This is a genomic window from Xylanivirga thermophila (assembly GCF_004138105.1).
GTDB lineage: Bacteria > Bacillota > Clostridia > Caldicoprobacterales > Xylanivirgaceae > Xylanivirga > Xylanivirga thermophila.
Window position 1 is genome coordinate 88,468 of sequence record NZ_RXHQ01000002.1, and the last position, 18,799, is coordinate 107,266.

Below are 18,799 nucleotides of genomic sequence, written 5' to 3' on the forward strand. Positions count from 1 at the left end.
TATCTGTGCTATAAATTTGAATATTTTACTTTTTTAATATAAGGGAATGGGCTCTTAAGGGATTTTGGAAGGATCAACTACACCCCAGTATGCAGGTTTTGCATGAAAGTCTTCATCAAACAGAAATGGTGCATCATTTTGATTCACTGGAAATGAATCCAACCATGTATGGCTATCCGAAAAACCCCAAAAGACGACTGCACTCAATATATCACTGTTTTTTCTCAATGCCTCAAATAATTCTTTGTATCGCTGGGCCTGAATGTCAATCACATTCTCAGGAATATTATTACCATAATCACCATGATCTTCCCAAGCATAAATGCTCATATCTAATTCGGTAACAATATTATCCAATCCAAGTTCGTGGAATTTCTTCATCGATTCGATGATTCTGTCAATAGAAGGCCAATAAATGTCGATATGTGTTTGATGACCTACTCCATCAATAGGTACTCCCCTGTCAAGTAATTCCTTAACCAGTTCATATAGTCGATCTCGCTTGACTGGATCATCAGTTCCATAGTCATTAATATAAAGTTTGATATCTTCGCCGCCTGCTTCGCGTGCAGCGCGAAATGCAGTTTCAATATATTCAGTCCCAGTGATCTGATACCAGAGACTATTTCGCATTCCATCTGGATCATCTAATTCAATAACTTCATTCACAACATCCCATGATTTAATATCATCTTTGTAACGATCCACAACTGTATATACATGTGTTTCAAGTCGATCAAGTAGCAATTTTTTATTTAACTCGCGTTTCTCTGAATCGGCCTCTTCAATCATCTGTTTACCCTCTTCATCTTTAAAAAACCAGTCCGGAGTTTGATTATGCCAGACAAGAGTATGGAACCGAAGTTCCATGTCATTCTCTTTTGCAAATTCTACGATTTTATCTGCTTGCTCCCATTGAAAATTGCCCTCCGTTGGTTGAATCGAATCCGGTTTCATTACATTTTCTGCAACCAACATATTTACATGCTTCTTTAGTAAATCACCCATTGGCCCAGTCATCTGATACGGTTCAACTGCTGCACCTATGAAAAAATAATCCTTGTGCGTTTCAGCAACCGACGGAATATCCTCTTCGATCAACTGTTGAAATTCTCCTTTAACTTTATCTTGTTCATTGTCATCAGATAATTCTTTCGAACTACCAACTTTTTCTCCGCCGTCATTTAGCACCTGTTCTTTGTCAGACTTGCCTGTTACTTCTTTATCCTCATCAGCAGATTTGCCACAACCAACCATCACAAATGAGGTAAATATTAAAATAGTTAACAAAAGCGCCAATCTCTCTTTCATCCTCATACTGCCCCCTTAAATCTTAGTTTAGATACACCTTCTGTATGGATTATTGCCTAAAGCACATTAATTGTCTGGGCTATATTTGCCATCTGAACTCTATCAGAATGACTATTGAATATATTAAGACTGATTCCGGCGATTAATGCATCGCGCAATGTATTTTGTTGGAATAAGAATCCTGGATTTGTACCGGGTTCTGTATCATACCAGCTACCAGACTCATCTATGATTAATATACCTTTTTATCAGAATCATATTTATCCATGATAATAGAACGATTTTGAATGAGGCTTATCCATATGAAGCGTTTTTTCAAGGTTATAAATCATTCATCCTCATCAAATTCTGTGGTCGAATCCTTTTACTACCAAAGCGAACCAGGAATTGTATAATAATAGAATCTCAATCCATCCAGAAAATAAATTTTCGTCAAATTGTCCACTTTTTCTAAACAGTAAATTATAGGGCCATATTGAAGAGTAACTCTTCCAATATTTTACCTAACAAATGGATTGCTTTGCATTCTAAGTATTTTCATAAAAAAAAGCAATTTAACGATATCGCCGTCTTTCCACCTGCTGTTGAGCATAATATAACCATTTTCCATATTACTATCTACATCCACAACATGATCATTTACAACTGTCTGAGCATTTTACACCATTCGGGAATGCGAAAAGCAAGTGTATTTTCTCTTTCTCTTTGCAATGCAAGCTCTACATTGATTTTCTCATCCTACGGATAGTCAGTTTTCTGGGTAATACTTATATCATCCCCAGTTTGCAAACAACTATCGATTTAATCTTTGCACTTTAAAAATAGCATTTTGTCAATTAGATGCCTATACGTTACTCATATTAGTTCACCACTTGCGCTCTTTAGCATATGGACATGAAGAATCAGCAAGTTTAGCCCGAATCTGTACAATGCATCCACATTTAAGACAAGTAGTTTCATATTCGAGAAACTCACAATTTCTACACTGTCCAAGCCGAAATTCGTACGTTTTATCATCGACAAATTTTGTATTTTTGTTTTTATGTAGAATTGCAATTGCTCTGTTTATCTCCTCCTTAGATATATGGACATTTGCAGAACAACCTTTACAGTCTGAAAAATTAAGCATGAATGCTCACTCCTAATTCAAATAATTACATAATGTTAAATGATTTAGTTCATATTTTTAGTCTAAACTTAGATAAACATCAACATATATAAAATATAGTAACATAAAGTTTCATGTTTGTTTTACTATTTTGCTAGCCTTATAACATTCCATGAAAGCCTTGGAAGATTTACAAATAGCATCTCACCATCAATTTGGGCATTACTTAAATTTCTTGGTACTATTCTATTAGGATTTTCAAGCGTATTACTTGCTTTTACATCATCTCCATCAAGTACAATATGTTCTTTTATCTTATACCCTTCATAACCTGCTATTGTACACTCAAGATCAACCCCATCTTCCATATCCCTATTTACTGCAAATATGGTAAGCTCATCTTTGTCATCATTTTCTACTGCTATTGCTTCAATTATAGGTACATCCATATAATCTTTAGTATCATATTTCGGTGCATCTATAATAGGATTTAAAACTGTACCTCTACCATAATTTGAAGCATGCATAAAAGGATAATAAATAGTTTGCCTCCAAGCTAGACCTCCTTTTTCAGTCATTATAGGAGCTATTACATTCACAAGCTGTGCTAGACACCCTATTTTAACCCTATCAACATGTTTTAACAGCGTTATAAGCATACATCCGACTAGTAAAGCATCTTCTAAATTATATATATCCTCTAGCTGATGAGGTGCCATACACCATGGCTCTAATTTGCTATCAGCTTCATTAGAGTGATACCACACATTCCATTCATCAAATGAAAGGTTTATTTTCTTCTTACTACGTTTTTTGGCTTTAACATAATCACAAGTAGATATGACCGTCTTTATAAATTCATCCATATCAAGGGAATTGGCTAAAAAGTTTGGAGTATTATTATCTTGATTGCCGTAATATATATGAAGGGATAGATAATCAACATAATCATATGTATGCTCTAATACAGTAGCCTCCCACTCTGGAAAAGTAGGCATTTTTGAAGAAGAACTTCCACATGCTACAAGCTCTATTTCTGGATCAACCCATTTCATTACCTTTGCCGTTTCATAGGCAATACGTCCATATTCTTCTGCCGTCTTATGTCCTATTTGCCAAGGACCGTCCATTTCATTCCCTAGACACCATACTTTGATATTGTATGGATCCCTATAACCATGTTTCTTTCTTAAATCACTCCAATATGTTCCTCCAGGATGGTTACAATATTCTAATATATTCTTTGCATCTTGTATTCCCCTAGTGCCTAAATTAACTGCCATCATAACTTCGGTATTTGCTTTATTTGCCCATTCACAAAATTCATTCAAACCTACTTCATTAGTTTCTATAACACGCCATGCAAGCTCGAGTCTGCTAGGTCTCTCTTCTACAGGGCCAATACCATCTTCCCAGTTATATCCTGATACAAAATTCCCCCCAGGATATCTAACTATTGGTACATTCAATTCGCACACAAGTTCCAATACATCTTTCCTAAAGCCTCTAACATCTGCTTTTGGATGGTCTGGCTCATATATACCTTCGTATACCGCTCTTCCTAGATGTTCTATGAATGAACCATAGAGTCTAGGATCAACTTTGCCTATTTTATAGTGCTTATCAACTATCATCATTGCTTTTTGAGTATTTGCCATTCTTTATGTACCCCCTCAAAAGTAATAAGCCCAAACCATATTAGTTAACAAGTATTTTTTATGCACATATAAGACTTTTACAATAGCATTTTTAGCCATGTTTAAATATACTAAGGTTGTGTTTATATCTCGCTCGCATTGTACGTACATATTTAAATATATAATAATCTACCCTTTATATTTTGTCAACTGCTATTTTTGTTTTATTTTAGAAAATAAACCATGCAAGGTTAATCACAAATCCTTACTAAGGTTTTATAACCTATAAAAGCTCAATATGAAAATATAGGGTTATCTTCTTCATCCCGGCTTTTAAAACCTTGTACTCCTTGTACACATTTGGTTACTGATGTTTCAACGATTTTTCTGATCACTTCACAATAATATTCACCTGTTACTATATGCCCTATTTTCCAATCTCTAAGGGCAGAATACTTCCCCACCATATCCCCAAGTCCAGATAATATCATCTCCATTGGTGCATTTTTTAGTATCTCTATGTCTCCTATTATAACCTTGGGCGGAGAAGACGGTATAGATATCTTAGTGTTATTTATTATAAAAGCAGAACAATCGGAAGTATAACCATCCATGGAAGGCGCTGTAGCTATTATTATATATGGAACACCTAGTATAAAACTCATATATTTAGATATATCATTTATTACCCCTGAACCCACTGCCACTATTACATCTGTATTTCTATTGTAATTTAACATAAATTCACCAATAGCACGTTCATCAGGGACAAGAACACTTCCCCTTTGATATATGATACTACTTAATGCAAAATCTAATGATAACAATATATTTTCTACATTTTTGCCAGCTACCCTATATGTGTTACTATCAGCCACCATAAATATACGATTATAATTAAAACTTTTAAGTACATCTGGCAATTTATTAACAGCATTTTTCCCTATTATAACTCTGTCAATGCTAACACTATGCAACTTGCCACACTGACATTCAAACTCCTTATTTAAAAGGTCATCTATAGTTAATTGGGCTATATTATCTAGACTCAACTTCATATTATTATCATCCTCCCCCATAATCTTATATAACTATGTTGTACGTACATATCATATCATTTTGTGTTCACCTTCTCAATAAAAACATTTAAGTTGTTAACCAATAAATTTATACTTTAAACCTTCCATCTTCCATTTTATAATTGATGCCTTCTACAACATGGTTAAGTATAGTAGATCTCTTTATATTAAGAATAGGTAAATAGGAGAATTAATTCTCCTATTTACCTATTCTAAAAAATTATTCATCCTTCATACCTAAGTGCATCAATAGGATTTAGTTTACTTGCCTTATTTGCCGGATATAGTCCAAATACAATGCCAATTACCAAAGAAAAGCATACAGCCAAAAGTGCCGTACTCCCCGACATTACAAGAGTCATATTCATTATTTTAGATAAAATAATTATAAGTATCCATGCAATTAATAACCCTAGACATCCACCCAGAAGGCTTATAACTAAAGCCTCTATCAAAAATTGGCTCAATATATTCTCCCTTGCTGCACCTATAGCCTTTCTTATGCCTATCTCCCTTGTACGCTCAGATACTGAAACAAGCATTATGTTCATTATACCTATACCACCAACAAGTAGGCTGATAGCAGCAATTCCACCTAACATAAGAGTAAGGGTTCTAGTGGTTTCACTTAAAGTATCGAGTATCTCCGATTGACTAAATAAATTATATGCATCAGTATCACTATCAAATATTCTATTAAGATAATTTTTAAGTGATACCTGAGCCATATCTACTGTATCGCCCGAAGTTGCCGATGCATAGAATGTACGTATACCTTTTTGAAAAAGTATGCGTTCACCTAGTGTAAATGGAATTATAATTTTTGAATCGTTAGAGCCTAAAGATGAACTACCTTTTTCTTCAAGCACACCTACAATTGTAAATACATATCCATTATATGATATTTTCTCTCCAATAACATTTCGTGTACCGAAAAGCTCATCTGCCACCTCCGTACCAACAACTGCAACAAAACTTCTATTGTCTATATCTGGCTGTTTTAAAAATCTCCCCTGAAATACTGGATAATTTTTGATTTCGCTATATTCAGGTGTTGTTGCCTCAATGGTAGAATCCTCATAGGTGATATTACCTGCTTTTACAGTAGCGGACTGACTTATCATAGGTGCAATACCACTAATAAATACATTAGAATTTACTAATTTATTTAAATCATCCATAGTAATGGGGTTACTACGTTGGGTTCTTATATTAACAGTTAAAAGATTGGTACCCATCCCCTCAATATTAGATGTTACCTGTGAAGTCGTCCCTTGTCCAATAGCAACTAATACAACTACTGCAATGACTCCTATAATCACACCTAATATGGTAAGAAAGGAACGCACCTTATTTGATGCAATTGACTTTATTGCCATTCTAAATGATTGTATAAACATCTAATCACCTCCTCAAAGCTTCTCCTTTATTCTACCATCTTCAATATAAACTCTGCGCTCAGCCTCAGCAGCAACATTGCTATCATGGGTAATAAGCACTATTGTATTCCCACTTTCGTGAAGTTCATGAAATAAAGACATTATCTGTCTGCCAGTTGAACTATCCAGATTTCCTGTAGGCTCATCTGCAAGTATAAGTGATGGATTAGTAACCAATGCCCTCGCTATTGCCACCCTTTGTTGCTGGCCACCCGAAAGCTCCGTTGGCTTATGATACAACCTGTTTGAAAGTTCTACCTTTTCAAGGGCACCCACTGCACGCTTTTTCCGCTCAACGCCTTTTATACCTTGGTATACAAGGGGCAACTCTACATTCTCCAATGCATTAAGTTTTGTTAGAAGATTGAAACCTTGAAATATAAAACCTATTTTTTGGCTCCTTATCTGTGCTAATTGTCTCTCTGAATATTCTGAAATATTTAGACCATCCAAAATATAATTTCCTTCATCGGCAACATCCAAACATCCCATAATATTCATTAACGTTGACTTACCACTACCTGAAGGACCTACTATAGCCACAAATTCTCCCTCAGCTATATTAAGTGAAACTTTATTAAGTGCATATACAGTTTCGCCACCCATTTCATACTTTTTTACTATGCTATTTAGTTCAATCATTCTAGTCACGCCCCTGTCTTTGAGGCTTTCCACCTAATGGTGTTCCATCGGGTTTAGGTTTATCTTGAGGAAAATTCCCTTGCATTTGGGGAGGATTCCCCATATCCATTCCTGGCGCCATCATTTTATCTTGCTGTCTATTGGTATTTGTTGTTTTAGTACGTACAATCACGACCTTATCATCACTATTCAAGCCATCTGTGATCTCTACGTAATTAGCATTTGAAAGCCCAGTTTTCACTACTGTTCTTTTCCCTGGATCCGCCCCAGAATCTTTAGGTAGCGTTCCGGTATAGAGCCATACATATTGTTCTCCTTGTGTAGACTGCAATGCTTCAAAGGGTAATAACAATACATCTTTACGCTCTTTAACTATAATCTCTGCCGTAGCATTCATTCCAATTCTTAATTGTTCATCACCCTCAACCTTCAAACTTACGTTATATGTGGTTACGCCATTATTTACTTCACCCACTTGGGATATACTCTGAACCTTTGCATTATAGGTTTTATCCTCTATGGCATCAACCGTAATTTTTGCATTCTGCCCTTTTTCTACATTTTTTATATCCAACTCATCAACCGATACCGTCAAAGTATTTACATCACCTGTATAAAGAGATAGTATTTCACCATTTGCAGCAACCTGCATACCATCATTTATAGAAATACTATTTACTATTCCATTATATTCCGACGTGAATTTCCCACTCTCACGCATTTTCTGTACAGCAATTAAAAGATTTTGTTTTTCTAAACGGTTTCTAATCTGTGTTTCATATTCCTCTGAAGTAGGTAAATTCTTTAAATATAATAATGAAGTGCCTTTATACACCCTGCTATTTTCACTGACATAAATTTTTGAGACGGTGCCTGCATCAGCCGTTACTTTAAGTGGCTGGTTTATTGATAGAGTTCCCGAACCGAGTTTATCTCCATCTCCATTATATATAGTTGCAGTTGCACCCACGGCTGTTCCATTATCAGTAATAGTGATCATTGCTCTCCCATTTGAAACATTAGCAACTACACCACTATATGTTTTACCATCTACTTCAACATTTACATTATCACCCTCTTCTACTGCAGAAGTTTCAATTGTTACATTCATCTTTCCATCAGTAGATATTACAAGAATCGCATCATTATCTGAAATAATGGATTTTACATTATCTCCGGTCTGTGCAAATATTTGTTTTATCCTACCAGATACAGGTGCTTTTATTGTCTCTGTACTACTTTCCTTCTCTTTTACTTTTACAATCGTATCATCTATAGCCGAAATTTCTTCTTTTAGCTTCATAATTTCAGTATCAAGTGCATCCAAATCCAGTTTAGCAATTGTATCACCTGCTTTAATTTGTTGACCTGCCTCCACTTCTACCGATAAAATTTTAAAATCAAAAGGCGCAACAATACTTACGGTCCCTTCAGGCCAGATTGTACCCGTACCAGTTATAGATTGTGTTAAATCACCAGTTTTCAATTCGCTGATTTGATAGTTTGTACTTACCTTAGCTTTTGATCTTCCAGTAAAAAAAAGTAGATATACTGCTGTACCTAATACTATAATAGCAACAGCAATAATAAGCACCCTTTTTATCTCCATTCTTTTTTTCATCCTATAAAACCCTCCTCGAAATAATTATGTAAAACTTAGATCTTTGACTATTTAAAAGACTTTTATTACCTTCTTCAGATTCTTTCCTATTGCCTATATCAATAATAGCTACCTAACCTTAAAATAATCTTAAAAGCCTATGGTTTTTTAAGGCTATTTCAAGTTTTCCATGATATAATTAAAATATTAATCGGGGGGGAATGATATGAGAATATTACTTGTAGAAGATGAAAAACAACTTGCTGAATCATTAGCGCAAATATTAAAGAAAAATAATTATATAGTCGACAACGCATATGACGGTGAAACAGGACTTGATAGCGCGCTATCCGATATATATGATATAATTATTCTCGATATAATGCTGCCTAAACTTGATGGACTGTCAATACTTAGACAAATAAGAGAGGGCAATATAAATACTCCAATACTTATGCTAACAGCTAGAAGCGATGTAAGGGATAAAGTGAAAGGACTTGACCTTGGAGCTGATGACTACCTTGCAAAACCTTTCTACTCAGAAGAACTCCTCGCTAGAATAAGGGCACTTTCAAGACGAAAAGGCGAATTTATACCTGATGACATTATCTCATACAAAGATTTAACATTAGATCTCTCTAATATGGAATTGAGTACAAGCAAAAACAAGGTACGTCTATCGCTTAAAGAGTTTGAACTCATGCAACATTTTTTGAGCAATCCTGATTCAATTGCGCAAAAAGAATTTTTAATAGTCAAAGTTTGGGGTTATGATTCTGATGCTGAATATAACAATTTAGAAGTATATATATCATTTTTGCGGAAAAAGCTAGTTGCCATAAAATCTAAAGTCAGAATAGTTACAATAAGAAATGTTGGTTACAAACTGGAGGCATAAATTTGTTCGATAAACTTCGAAATAAATTCCTGTGGTTTACCATGGGTATATTGACATTGGTATTTTTTATTATATTCACTGTCGTATTTATCTCAACCACAATCAAGGTACAACATCAGATAGATATGACACTTAATAACATCATGCATACCCCTAATCATAAAATATCGCTGCATGATCCCCTCTATACAAGTAGTATATCCGTTGAACTTAGTAAAGATGGGGATATATTGGATATTCGTTCATTTGTTGAAGTAGATATGCCAATACTTACCGAAACATTGAGTATAGTAACTCACAACAATAATTTTAGGGGTACAGTAACCATGGATGGTAACCGGTTTGCTTACCTCAAAAAAGACATGCCCTTCGGTTCAAAAATCGTATTAGTAAGCCGTACAATATACGATAATACAATTAATACCCTACTATTTACCTTTATTGTTGTGGGAGCTTTAAGCCTTGGAATATTATTTGTTATTTCATGGTTTTTTGCAAATAAGGCAATAGAACCTGTAAAGATGGCATTTGAACATCAAAAACAATTTGTAGCCGATGCCTCCCATGAATTAAAAACCCCTCTTACTATAATAAATACAAACTTAGATTTAATATCATCAAATGGAAATCAAACGGTAAACGAACAGCATAAATGGATAGGATATATATACACACAGGTAGACAGAATGTCAAAGCTTATAAATGATATGCTAATGTTAGCCCGCATGGATGAATATAAAATGATTTTTTCAAAAGTAAACTTTTCTGATATTCTAAATAATGCTCTACTATATTTTGAGGTTGCATTATATGAAAAGAATATAACTCTTGAGCAAAATATCTATGAAGATATCTATGTCTTAGGAGATACTGCATCACTTGAAAAACTTATATATATATTACTTGAAAATACCCTTAAATATTCACCAAAGAATGAAAAGGTATCTGTTACGCTTACACATGAAAAATCAAAACTTGTATTAAAAATTAGAAATACTGGCATAAGCATACCCAGTGAACATATTGATAAAATTTTTGACCGCTTTTATCGAGCTGATAGTGCAAGAACTCAAAAAAATGGAGGCTATGGACTTGGACTGGCAATTGCAAAGTCCATAACCACACAGCATAATGGTAAAATATGGGCACAGAGTATGCCTAAAAGCTATACTGAATTTATAGTTGAATTGCCAATAGTTTAAAACTTTATTGTATCATAATAACTATGCAGAAACGCCCTTTACTAATGTTATCCACTATATATCAATTCATATAAATCACCAAATAAATAGAGTATATACCTAAAACCTATGCATTAACCTTTATTTTGCCTTCTGCTTGGGGCGCTACCAATACTATCTTGTCACCTTCCATCTCTATTTTTATCTTATTCTGCCCCTTAAGACCTAGTATGTCTAAATATTCCCTAGGTATCTGTACCCTACCTGCCTTATCGACTACCGCTAGCTCTTCATGGGTCTCCTCTTCCTGATCCTGTATACCTTGAGACATATCCGCCAATTCCTGAGCATACGTTCTTTTCCTTATAAACTCACTACTGGTGCGGCCATCCCTTATAGCCACTACCCTATCTACCTTTTTAGAAAGCTGCCTATCATGGGTAACTATAACTATGGTAATGCCTAGTTCCCTGTTTAGCTTGCGAAATACATCAAGTATTTGAGATGCCGTTTTTGTATCTACTGCGCCAGTAGGCTCATCAGCTAGTAAAAGTTTAGGACTATTGGATAAGGCAATTGCAATTGCTATTCTCTGTTGCTCTCCCCCTGATAACTCACCTAACCTGCTATTCTTTTTATGGGATAATCCTACCATATCCAATAATTCTAAGGCCCTATCCCTTTTTACTTTACCTGTAAGCACCATAGGCAGTTCTATATTTTCCAGGGCAGTAAGATATGGTATGAGATTCCTAGCATTGTTTTGCCATACAAAACCGACGGTCTCTCGCTTATATCTTATAAGTGCCTTATCACCCATCTTTAGGAGATCCTTGTCATCTACAAATAATCTCCCAGCCGACGGTCTATCAAGTCCGCCTAACATATTAAGCAATGTAGATTTTCCACTACCGCTATTGCCTATTATGGCCATAAGTTCTCCCCTAGTAACGGTAAGATCCAGTCCTTGCAAGGCTACTACTTCAATGTCATTAGTCTTATATATCTTTACTAGATTTTCACATACTATCATGTTTTGTTCATTATACATCTATAATCTCCCCATCCTCTAAAGTAAATACTTTATCGGCCAATTCCATCATATAGGGATCATGGGTGGTCATAATAACCGTTAGACCTTCCTTCTCCACCAAATCCCTAAACACCTTCATAACCTGCAATGCCATGGCAGTATCCAGTTCAGCAGTAGGTTCATCTGCAAATATTACCTTGGGATTATGGGCAATAGCCCTCGCTATGGCTACTCGTTGTTGTTCACCGCCAGACATCTCCTGTGGTCTATGATCCATCCTCTTTTGGAGCCCCACAAATGTCAGACATTCCTCCGCCCTCTTTTTACGCAGTTTTTTATCATAATCGGATATTCTAAGCCCAAATTCTACATTTTCATATGCAGACATAAGTGATATAAGTGCTATGGACTGAAATACAAAGCCCATCTCCCGCCTTCTCAGCTCATCCCTTTTATGCTCAGACATACGTGTTATATCATCACCATCAAAAAATACATTGCCACTTGTAGGTCTATCCAAAGCGCCCAAAAGATTTATAAGGGTAGTCTTGCCCGATCCGGACCGCCCCCTTAATATGGTCAATGTCCCAGGATATATGGATATATTTACATCTTTAAGGGCATGCACAACCTGCCTGCCTGATATAAAATCTCTACATAACCCTTTGGTAGTGATAATAGGTGTATCATCCATCTATTTAGTCCTCCCCTAATTTTATAGCTTGATGAATTTTGATGCGAGATAGTAAATAACCAAGTATTATAAGACCAAGTCCCAATGTACAGGCCATCAGTATATATATTCTTATCCTATCACTAGCATACGAGATCACCCTAAATGGTGGTACCTGGGATACAGCACTATATGCCATTTGAAATAAGGGTACAAACATCCTACTGGCTCCAAGCCCTATAAATATTCCTATTACCATAGCTGCTCCAGATGTCAATAACTGTTCCCATACCATCATAAGTATAAGATGCTTTAAAGACAACCCCATACCCCTTAATATACCAAACTGCAAAGTTCTAGCACTTAATGAAAGTACCCAATATAATAGAAAACCTAAAAAGCATATTATGCCACTTATTATAAATCCAAGGGTCATTGAGCCATTTATGGCAAGCTGGGAAGGATTATTTCTAGCCTCTATAACCTGTTGTCCTGCATCTCTTAGAGTAAGGATGGGAAGCCCCTTTTCCCTTATATTATCATATACCTCACTGCTCTTTATCCCCTTATCAAGCTTTAACCAAACCTCATATGGTTCTAAAGCTATATGATCCTGGATGTATGATAGGTTTGCCACCACCAGCATAGGCTCCGTCACATCGGTTTTTGACCCATCTTTGCACGGATTCCAAGATGGCCAATAGTCGACTATGGCATACACGGTAAATACTGCTGCATTATTACCCTGCCATAAAATATTTATCTGATCTCCCGCCTTTATCCCATAGGCTTTGCTTATGGAACGTGATATAAGACAGGCACTCGGTTCATCTGCCAGTAAATTTAGATATTCATTTATATGATGCTTGAGAAGCTTCTCCCTAAACCATGCGGTACTTCCAAAATCATACGGCTCTATCCCCATAAGACGTATACCCTCTCCACTCTGTCCATTTGTTTCAATCCATGCATCATCCTTTATAAATACCTTGGCCGCATGCTGAACTCCAGACAATTGGGTATAGGGCAAAAATGGCGGTTCTGCAAACTGCACCTTTTTGAAATCCTGATCTTCTTTTTGCATGGCACTTTTGTCCGGATCCTCCCCTTCAGGCTTAGACAAACCCTCTGATATAGGGGCATCACTTTGCCAAACTGGCTTGAGGGCCATGTCACATCCTACATCATACATTATCCTTTCTTCTATATTCTTATTTATTGTACGTGCTGCAGTAGCACTGAATAAGCCTATGGATAAGGTCATTATAAGGAATACCATTAAAAAATGATAATTTCCCGATGACCTACCAACCTGTATCAAAGTATTGTAAAGATGGGCAGGCCATATACTTTTGCCTAGCCAGTATATAAATTTTATTATAAACGGATACAATCTTATACATAAAAGTCCCGCACCCAGTATAAACAAAGCCGGTATAAAAAATAAAAGGGGGTCAACTGATATATCACTGCCTGATATGCCAGTCATATATAACACATTTTGTCTTTGGGTAAAGGTATAATATCCATACCCTGATATGCCAAGGAGTATAAAATCTAATCCAAATTTCTCCCAAGGCATCCTATTAGATCGCCTTGAAATATTTCTTTTGTAATTTACAATACTCACCTTGCTTGCAAAATAAGCTGGAATTATTATTATAAACATAGATATCACTATAGTTATACCAGCATATATATATGCCTTCTTACCTACAGTTACAGGCAATGCCTTCCTTTGTACGAATTCTAAAAAACCACTGGAGGCACCAAGTACCTTGCATAGTAAAAGGCCCACCCTAGGTCCTATTATAAAGGCAATAATACCTAATATAAGTCCCTGAAGCAGATACCCTAATACTATTTGCCCCCTGGTCGCACCCCTACTGGATATAAGGGCGATTTCATTTTTTTCCCTATCCATAATAAGTTTGCATACCATGAATAGGTATAAAAACAGCATGACGATTACAGGTACATTAAGAGCCCACATCATTATGCGCAATTGTCTTTCCTTGTTAAAATATGTACCTATTATCTTTATAGTAGGTGCATCAATATATGCATTTTTATATATACCCCTGATATTTTTAACATTTTTGTTATGGCCACCTATTACCTTGGATAGGTTATCCAAGGTAAGCATATGATAGTCAAATGCATAATACCATCTGGCGCTTTGAAGTAACGTAACAGGGGATCTTTTTACAAAATCCCGCTCCATAAGATTTTCAGGCACTAGAAGGCTCTCGCTAAAACTCTGTGGTGTGAGAAAAGTCCAATATGGATCTGATTCATCCTTTACTGTAAATACTCCTACTGGTTTTACCCTAATCGGTTCCATGCCCTTCATGCTTAGATCTGATACTACAAACACCTTGTTTAGCACTATTTTTAGCTTGTTAAGGGCAATTTCAGGGATCAATACCTCATATGCCCCATCTATCTTCTCTTTTTCAGGCAATTTTCCATCTATGAGTGTAATATGATCTTCTATATCGCTTAATGATTGCAAACGGACATATCTACGTCCATCAGGATCATCTGAATTGCCCATTCCTTCCCTTACCATAGCACAAACATCTGTAGAATAGTTAAATTTTTTCGCTAATACCGACAATCCCAGCCTTTGTGGCAACGTATCCTTGGTATATACATCTATCTCCATAAACTCATCAAACCATTTTTGATACAGTCTTTGAACCTTATCATTTTCATAAGGTATCTCTCCTTTGTCCATAGCATCCCTTACAGCGTCGTTTATAGGTTGATCATCCAAATGCATGGATACCAGATAACCACCTGGAAATCGTTCTTTTTCTAGCTGATATTTTTCCAATTCCTTTATAAGCATCTTTTGCAATACACCGTTTGTGTACATAGGTATGCTGGTAATAAGGGCTACCGATATGATAAGTCCCAAAATGAGAGATGCTACCAGCCACTTATTCTTTAGCATTTTTTTAAAAACCATTGAAAATAGTGCCATATCTATCCTCCTCCTACCTTAATATTACCTTTTGTCCTTCCTCAAGACCTGAAATAATCTCTACTTCAGTAGGAGTCTGTATTCCTATCTCCACATCTAGCTCCTTTTTGCTTTCACCTTCTATTATCTGCACTGTGTTGCCACCCATATATTGCTTTAATGCCCGTTTAGGAATAACTAAAACACCTTGCCTGGTTTCTATAGGAATAGATATCTCCGCTAAATCCCCCATCTTTGCATCTTGGGGCAAATCTTTTACATCTATTATAATAGCATTTTTAAGAGACTCGTGGGCATCTTTTGGTATATTATCGGGAGATAATACTACTTCCCCAGTATATGCCTGTCCTTTAATGCGTATTTCCGCCTCCATCCCGGCTTTTACCTTATTAACATCATTGGATTGATAGTACACTCTCAGCTTTTTAGGATCCGATATGGTTATTATCCTCTTATATGCTTCCACCATGTCTCCTTCGCTTAGATTATCAACAAATGTAACCACGCCATCCATTGGCGCAATTAATAAAGAATTGTCCATTTCCTTTTTTAGATCATCCAGTAATAGCTTATTGCTCAATACATCTAATTTTGCCGATTCTATAGAATATCTATCCCCGCTCTCCTCTTTAAGCCTTGCAAGATTCAATTCTGCCTTTTTAAGGGCATATTCCTGTAGTTTAATACGAGTATCCAAATCTCCCGTATCTAATCTCCCCAATACATCCCCCTTTTTTACCTCTCTCCCAACCTTAGCATCTATATCTTTTAGCCTACTCCCTGATTGTTTAAAAAATAATGCCTTCTCTTCAGAAGCCACTAAATTGCCACTGCCTTTTACATAATTCGTAATATCCTTTTTTTGTACTTCGTATAGTTCATATTCTTCTCTTTTGGGTTTTACCAGAGGAGGTGCAAGGGCCTCTTCTTCTTCCGGTATAAAATTGCATCCAGATAAAAAGCTTATAAAAATGATGAGAATAAGTAATATACAAGGATTCTTATGCAATTGCAAATAATACACCCCCAATATATTAAATATTTTGTTCACTCAAATTGTAACATCATAGGATATATTTTTCAAGTAATATTTTCCAGAATAGGTATTCACACTTCCATTTATCCATAATAAAATTTTTATGTTTATATGTTTAATATTCTGAAAATTGGTTAATATAAATAATGTAAGTTACCCAAACCCCCAAACCCCTTACATAAAAGGCTCTCAAGTTTTTGAGGGCCTTTTTAATTTTCCAAATAAGTTGACCATTGACAAAGAAAAATAAAGCTATATAATAAAATTATGCCAGTGAAATTTTGTAAATATTTGAGGGGATGGTCGATACAATGGATGGTATACTATATGATGATTTTCAAACAACAGTTTCACAATTACTGACTAGACACAGGAGCATAGTAGACCTATTGTCAAAATATCAAGAGTCAAATGCACGTGTCAACAGGGCAATAGCCAAATCGGTAACCAGCTGTGGCTGTATAAGTATTAATGCACAACGTCAACAAATTCCAGACGATGCAACATTAGAACAACTACAACAATTTATGGATAGCCATATAGAAGGAGAGCTCTGTGATAACTGCCGAAGCATTATAGAAAAAGAATTGGGGAATAATCTCTTCTATCTAGTTAGCCTAGCTGAAACATTGGATATAAATATATATGATGTCATACTAAACGAACAAAAAGATTTGTCTACCTTGGGGAAGTTCCACCTAAAATAACATTCAATGCCTCTGAAACATTGTCAACACCGACAATGTTTATATTTTTATTTTGCTTGATACCCTTCAAGCTATCGCCGGGAATTACACATGTATCAAAACCCAGCTTTGCACATTCACTGATCCTCTTTTCTACCTGACTTATGCCCCTTACCTCTCCGGTAAGGCCTACTTCACCCATAACCACTATATTTGGCGGTATGGCTATATTTCTAAAGCTAGAGGCAATTGCAGCTATGACCGCCAAATCAGCTGCAGGTTCATCTATTTTAAGCCCACCTGCCACATTTACGTAGGTATCCTGATTATAAAGCTGCATGCCTACTTTTTTCTCTAGTACTGCCATAAGCAGCACCACCCTGTTATAATCTATCCCGGTAGACATGCGGCGAGCCATGCCAAAGGCAGTAGTACTGACTAGAGCCTGTATTTCCACCAGCATAGGCCGAGTGCCTTCTATACTGCACAATACTACAGAACCCGATACACCATTCGTTCTGCCGGAGAGCATAAGTTCAGAAGGATTTTGCACCTCTACTAAACCCCTGTCGCGCATTTCAAATAGCCCTATTTCATTAGTGGATCCAAAGCGATTTTTTACGCTGCGCAAAATTCTATATGTATGATGCCTCTCTCCTTCAAAATATAACACCGTATCCACCATATGCTCTAGAACCCTAGGCCCTGCAATGGAACCTTCTTTAGTAACATGTCCAACTACAAATGTGGCAATATCATTTGTTTTTGCTACATTCATAAAAGCAGCTGTACACTCCCTTACTTGGCTCACACTTCCAGGAGCCGATGACAATTGGGAATTGAATATGGTTTGTATGGAATCTATTATTAAGAAGGCAGGTTGTACCGATCTTATATGCTCTAATATGGTCTCCAAATTGGTTTCAGATATAATGTATATGCCTCTCCCATCCACATCTAATCGATTTGCCCTTATTTTTATCTGTTTAGTCGATTCTTCGCCAGATACATACAATACGGTACCATGTCTTTGACCTAGAATATTACATATCTGAAGCAGCAAAGTAGATTTTCCTATACCTGGATCTCCACCTATTAATATTAACGAGCCCTTTACTATACCTCCACCTAATACCCTGTCCAATTCATCAATGCCCGTTTTATATCGCTCCTCATTCTCTATGGATATATTATTTATGCTCTGGGGATGAGATGTGGAAAAAGAACCTATTCCTATATTTCTTTGAGCAGATTCAGGTTTTTGAATTTCTTCAACCATTGTATTCCACTGCTCACAGGAAGGACACTTCCCCATCCATTTTGGCGATTCATAACCACATTCCTGGCATATGAAAACCCTCTTTACCTTTGCCATAAATACGCCTCCATCGCTATTAATCATTAATATTAATATTATACCATAAACCCCAGTAAAAATATGAAAACACAAAAAAATCGAGCAAATGACAGATAAATAATCCGTCCTT

The 18,799-nt window shown here is 36.0% G+C and carries 17 protein-coding genes; 3 read left to right on the top strand and 14 right to left on the bottom strand.

What is annotated here, in order from left to right:
* Positions 1-54: 54 nt before the first annotated feature.
* The 9 genes from EJN67_RS01555 to EJN67_RS01585 form a co-directional block, all read right to left on the bottom strand.
* Complete coding sequence (locus EJN67_RS01555) at positions 55-1,311, bottom strand: endo-1,4-beta-xylanase (RefSeq protein ID WP_243641200.1); 1,257 nt, start codon at positions 1,309-1,311, stop codon at positions 55-57.
* A 56-nt stretch (positions 1,312-1,367) separates the two neighbouring features.
* Entirely contained in the window at positions 1,368-1,550 is a 183-nt protein-coding gene (locus EJN67_RS14355) for an alpha-L-arabinofuranosidase C-terminal domain-containing protein (protein WP_341538789.1), read from the bottom strand.
* A gap of 128 nt (positions 1,551-1,678) precedes the next feature.
* Positions 1,679-1,807, bottom strand: coding sequence for a hypothetical protein (locus EJN67_RS14500; protein ID WP_394347503.1), 129 nt, complete (start codon positions 1,805-1,807; stop codon positions 1,679-1,681).
* 369 nt (positions 1,808-2,176) lie between these two features.
* The gene (locus EJN67_RS14505; protein WP_394347499.1) at positions 2,177-2,440 is read right to left on the bottom strand and encodes a DUF6171 family protein; all 264 of its coding nucleotides are present in this window, start codon (positions 2,438-2,440) and stop codon (positions 2,177-2,179) included.
* Positions 2,441-2,565: 125 nt separating this feature from the next.
* Positions 2,566-4,077 carry an arabinosylfuranosidase ArfA gene (gene arfA / locus EJN67_RS01565; protein WP_129721540.1) on the bottom strand — a complete coding sequence of 504 codons (1,512 nt, stop codon included), beginning with the start codon at positions 4,075-4,077 and terminating at the stop codon, positions 2,566-2,568.
* Between the two features lie 272 nt (positions 4,078-4,349).
* Positions 4,350-5,114 carry an iron-containing alcohol dehydrogenase gene (locus tag EJN67_RS01570; protein ID WP_165000677.1) on the bottom strand — a complete coding sequence of 255 codons (765 nt, stop codon included), beginning with the start codon at positions 5,112-5,114 and terminating at the stop codon, positions 4,350-4,352.
* Positions 5,115-5,359: 245 nt separating this feature from the next.
* Positions 5,360-6,535 carry an ABC transporter permease gene (locus EJN67_RS01575; protein ID WP_129721542.1) on the bottom strand — a complete coding sequence of 392 codons (1,176 nt, stop codon included), beginning with the start codon at positions 6,533-6,535 and terminating at the stop codon, positions 5,360-5,362.
* A 12-nt stretch (positions 6,536-6,547) separates the two neighbouring features.
* Positions 6,548-7,216 (bottom strand): ABC transporter ATP-binding protein, encoded by a 669-nt coding sequence (locus EJN67_RS01580; RefSeq protein WP_129721543.1) that lies wholly within the window; start codon positions 7,214-7,216, stop codon positions 6,548-6,550.
* A gap of 1 nt (position 7,217) precedes the next feature.
* Positions 7,218-8,837 (bottom strand): HlyD family efflux transporter periplasmic adaptor subunit, encoded by a 1,620-nt coding sequence (locus tag EJN67_RS01585; RefSeq protein ID WP_129721544.1) that lies wholly within the window; start codon positions 8,835-8,837, stop codon positions 7,218-7,220.
* A 205-nt stretch (positions 8,838-9,042) separates the two neighbouring features.
* On the opposite strand from EJN67_RS01585, the gene EJN67_RS01590 reads away from it, so the two are divergent.
* Both EJN67_RS01590 and EJN67_RS01595 read left to right on the top strand, forming a co-directional pair.
* Entirely contained in the window at positions 9,043-9,714 is a 672-nt protein-coding gene (locus tag EJN67_RS01590; protein ID WP_129721545.1) for a response regulator transcription factor, read from the top strand.
* A gap of 2 nt (positions 9,715-9,716) precedes the next feature.
* Positions 9,717-10,916 carry a sensor histidine kinase gene (locus EJN67_RS01595; protein ID WP_129721546.1) on the top strand — a complete coding sequence of 400 codons (1,200 nt, stop codon included), beginning with the start codon at positions 9,717-9,719 and terminating at the stop codon, positions 10,914-10,916.
* 106 nt (positions 10,917-11,022) lie between these two features.
* Here the strand turns inward: EJN67_RS01595 and EJN67_RS01600 are convergent, their stop codons facing one another.
* Genes EJN67_RS01600 through EJN67_RS01615 form a run of 4 tightly spaced genes read right to left on the bottom strand, consistent with a single transcriptional unit; the run spans position 11,023 to position 16,605 of the window.
* Positions 11,023-11,928 carry an ATP-binding cassette domain-containing protein gene (locus EJN67_RS01600; RefSeq protein WP_129721724.1) on the bottom strand — a complete coding sequence of 302 codons (906 nt, stop codon included), beginning with the start codon at positions 11,926-11,928 and terminating at the stop codon, positions 11,023-11,025.
* 10 nt (positions 11,929-11,938) lie between these two features.
* The gene (locus tag EJN67_RS01605; protein WP_129721547.1) at positions 11,939-12,622 is read right to left on the bottom strand and encodes an ABC transporter ATP-binding protein; all 684 of its coding nucleotides are present in this window, start codon (positions 12,620-12,622) and stop codon (positions 11,939-11,941) included.
* Between the two features lie 4 nt (positions 12,623-12,626).
* On the bottom strand, positions 12,627-15,590 hold the full coding sequence (locus EJN67_RS01610) for an ABC transporter permease (protein WP_129721548.1): 2,964 nt from the start codon (positions 15,588-15,590) through the stop codon (positions 12,627-12,629).
* 13 nt (positions 15,591-15,603) lie between these two features.
* Entirely contained in the window at positions 15,604-16,605 is a 1,002-nt protein-coding gene (locus EJN67_RS01615) for an efflux RND transporter periplasmic adaptor subunit (protein WP_165000678.1), read from the bottom strand.
* Between the two features lie 332 nt (positions 16,606-16,937).
* On the opposite strand from EJN67_RS01615, the gene EJN67_RS01620 reads away from it, so the two are divergent.
* Entirely contained in the window at positions 16,938-17,333 is a 396-nt protein-coding gene (locus EJN67_RS01620) for a nucleoside triphosphate pyrophosphohydrolase family protein (protein ID WP_129721550.1), read from the top strand.
* Here the strand turns inward: EJN67_RS01620 and radA are convergent.
* Positions 17,305-18,687, bottom strand: a complete 1,383-nt coding sequence (gene radA / locus EJN67_RS01625; RefSeq protein WP_129721551.1) for a DNA repair protein RadA — start codon at positions 18,685-18,687, stop codon at positions 17,305-17,307. The two genes, EJN67_RS01620 and radA, sit on opposite strands and share 29 nt — an antisense overlap.
* Positions 18,688-18,799 lie beyond the last annotated feature (112 nt).

Bases quoted from the DNA above. Each gene is read 5' to 3' on its own strand.
- EJN67_RS01610 (WP_129721548.1), bottom strand. From the start codon at position 15,590: ATGGCACTATTTTCAATGGTTTTTAAAAAAATGCTAAAGAATAAGTGG.
- EJN67_RS01605 (WP_129721547.1), bottom strand. From the start codon at position 12,622: ATGGATGATACACCTATTATCACTACCAAAGGGTTATGTAGAGATTTT.
- EJN67_RS01580 (WP_129721543.1), bottom strand. From the start codon at position 7,216: ATGATTGAACTAAATAGCATAGTAAAAAAGTATGAAATGGGTGGCGAA.
- arfA (WP_129721540.1), bottom strand. From the start codon at position 4,077: ATGGCAAATACTCAAAAAGCAATGATGATAGTTGATAAGCACTATAAA.
- EJN67_RS01620 (WP_129721550.1), top strand. From the start codon at position 16,938: ATGGATGGTATACTATATGATGATTTTCAAACAACAGTTTCACAATTA.
- EJN67_RS01590 (WP_129721545.1), top strand. From the start codon at position 9,043: ATGAGAATATTACTTGTAGAAGATGAAAAACAACTTGCTGAATCATTA.
- EJN67_RS01600 (WP_129721724.1), bottom strand. From the start codon at position 11,928: ATGATAGTATGTGAAAATCTAGTAAAGATATATAAGACTAATGACATT.
- radA (WP_129721551.1), bottom strand. From the start codon at position 18,687: ATGGCAAAGGTAAAGAGGGTTTTCATATGCCAGGAATGTGGTTATGAA.
- EJN67_RS14505 (WP_394347499.1), bottom strand. From the start codon at position 2,440: ATGCTTAATTTTTCAGACTGTAAAGGTTGTTCTGCAAATGTCCATATA.
- EJN67_RS01555 (WP_243641200.1), bottom strand. From the start codon at position 1,311: ATGAAAGAGAGATTGGCGCTTTTGTTAACTATTTTAATATTTACCTCA.
- EJN67_RS01570 (WP_165000677.1), bottom strand. From the start codon at position 5,114: ATGAAGTTGAGTCTAGATAATATAGCCCAATTAACTATAGATGACCTT.
- EJN67_RS01585 (WP_129721544.1), bottom strand. From the start codon at position 8,837: ATGAAAAAAAGAATGGAGATAAAAAGGGTGCTTATTATTGCTGTTGCT.
- EJN67_RS01575 (WP_129721542.1), bottom strand. From the start codon at position 6,535: ATGTTTATACAATCATTTAGAATGGCAATAAAGTCAATTGCATCAAAT.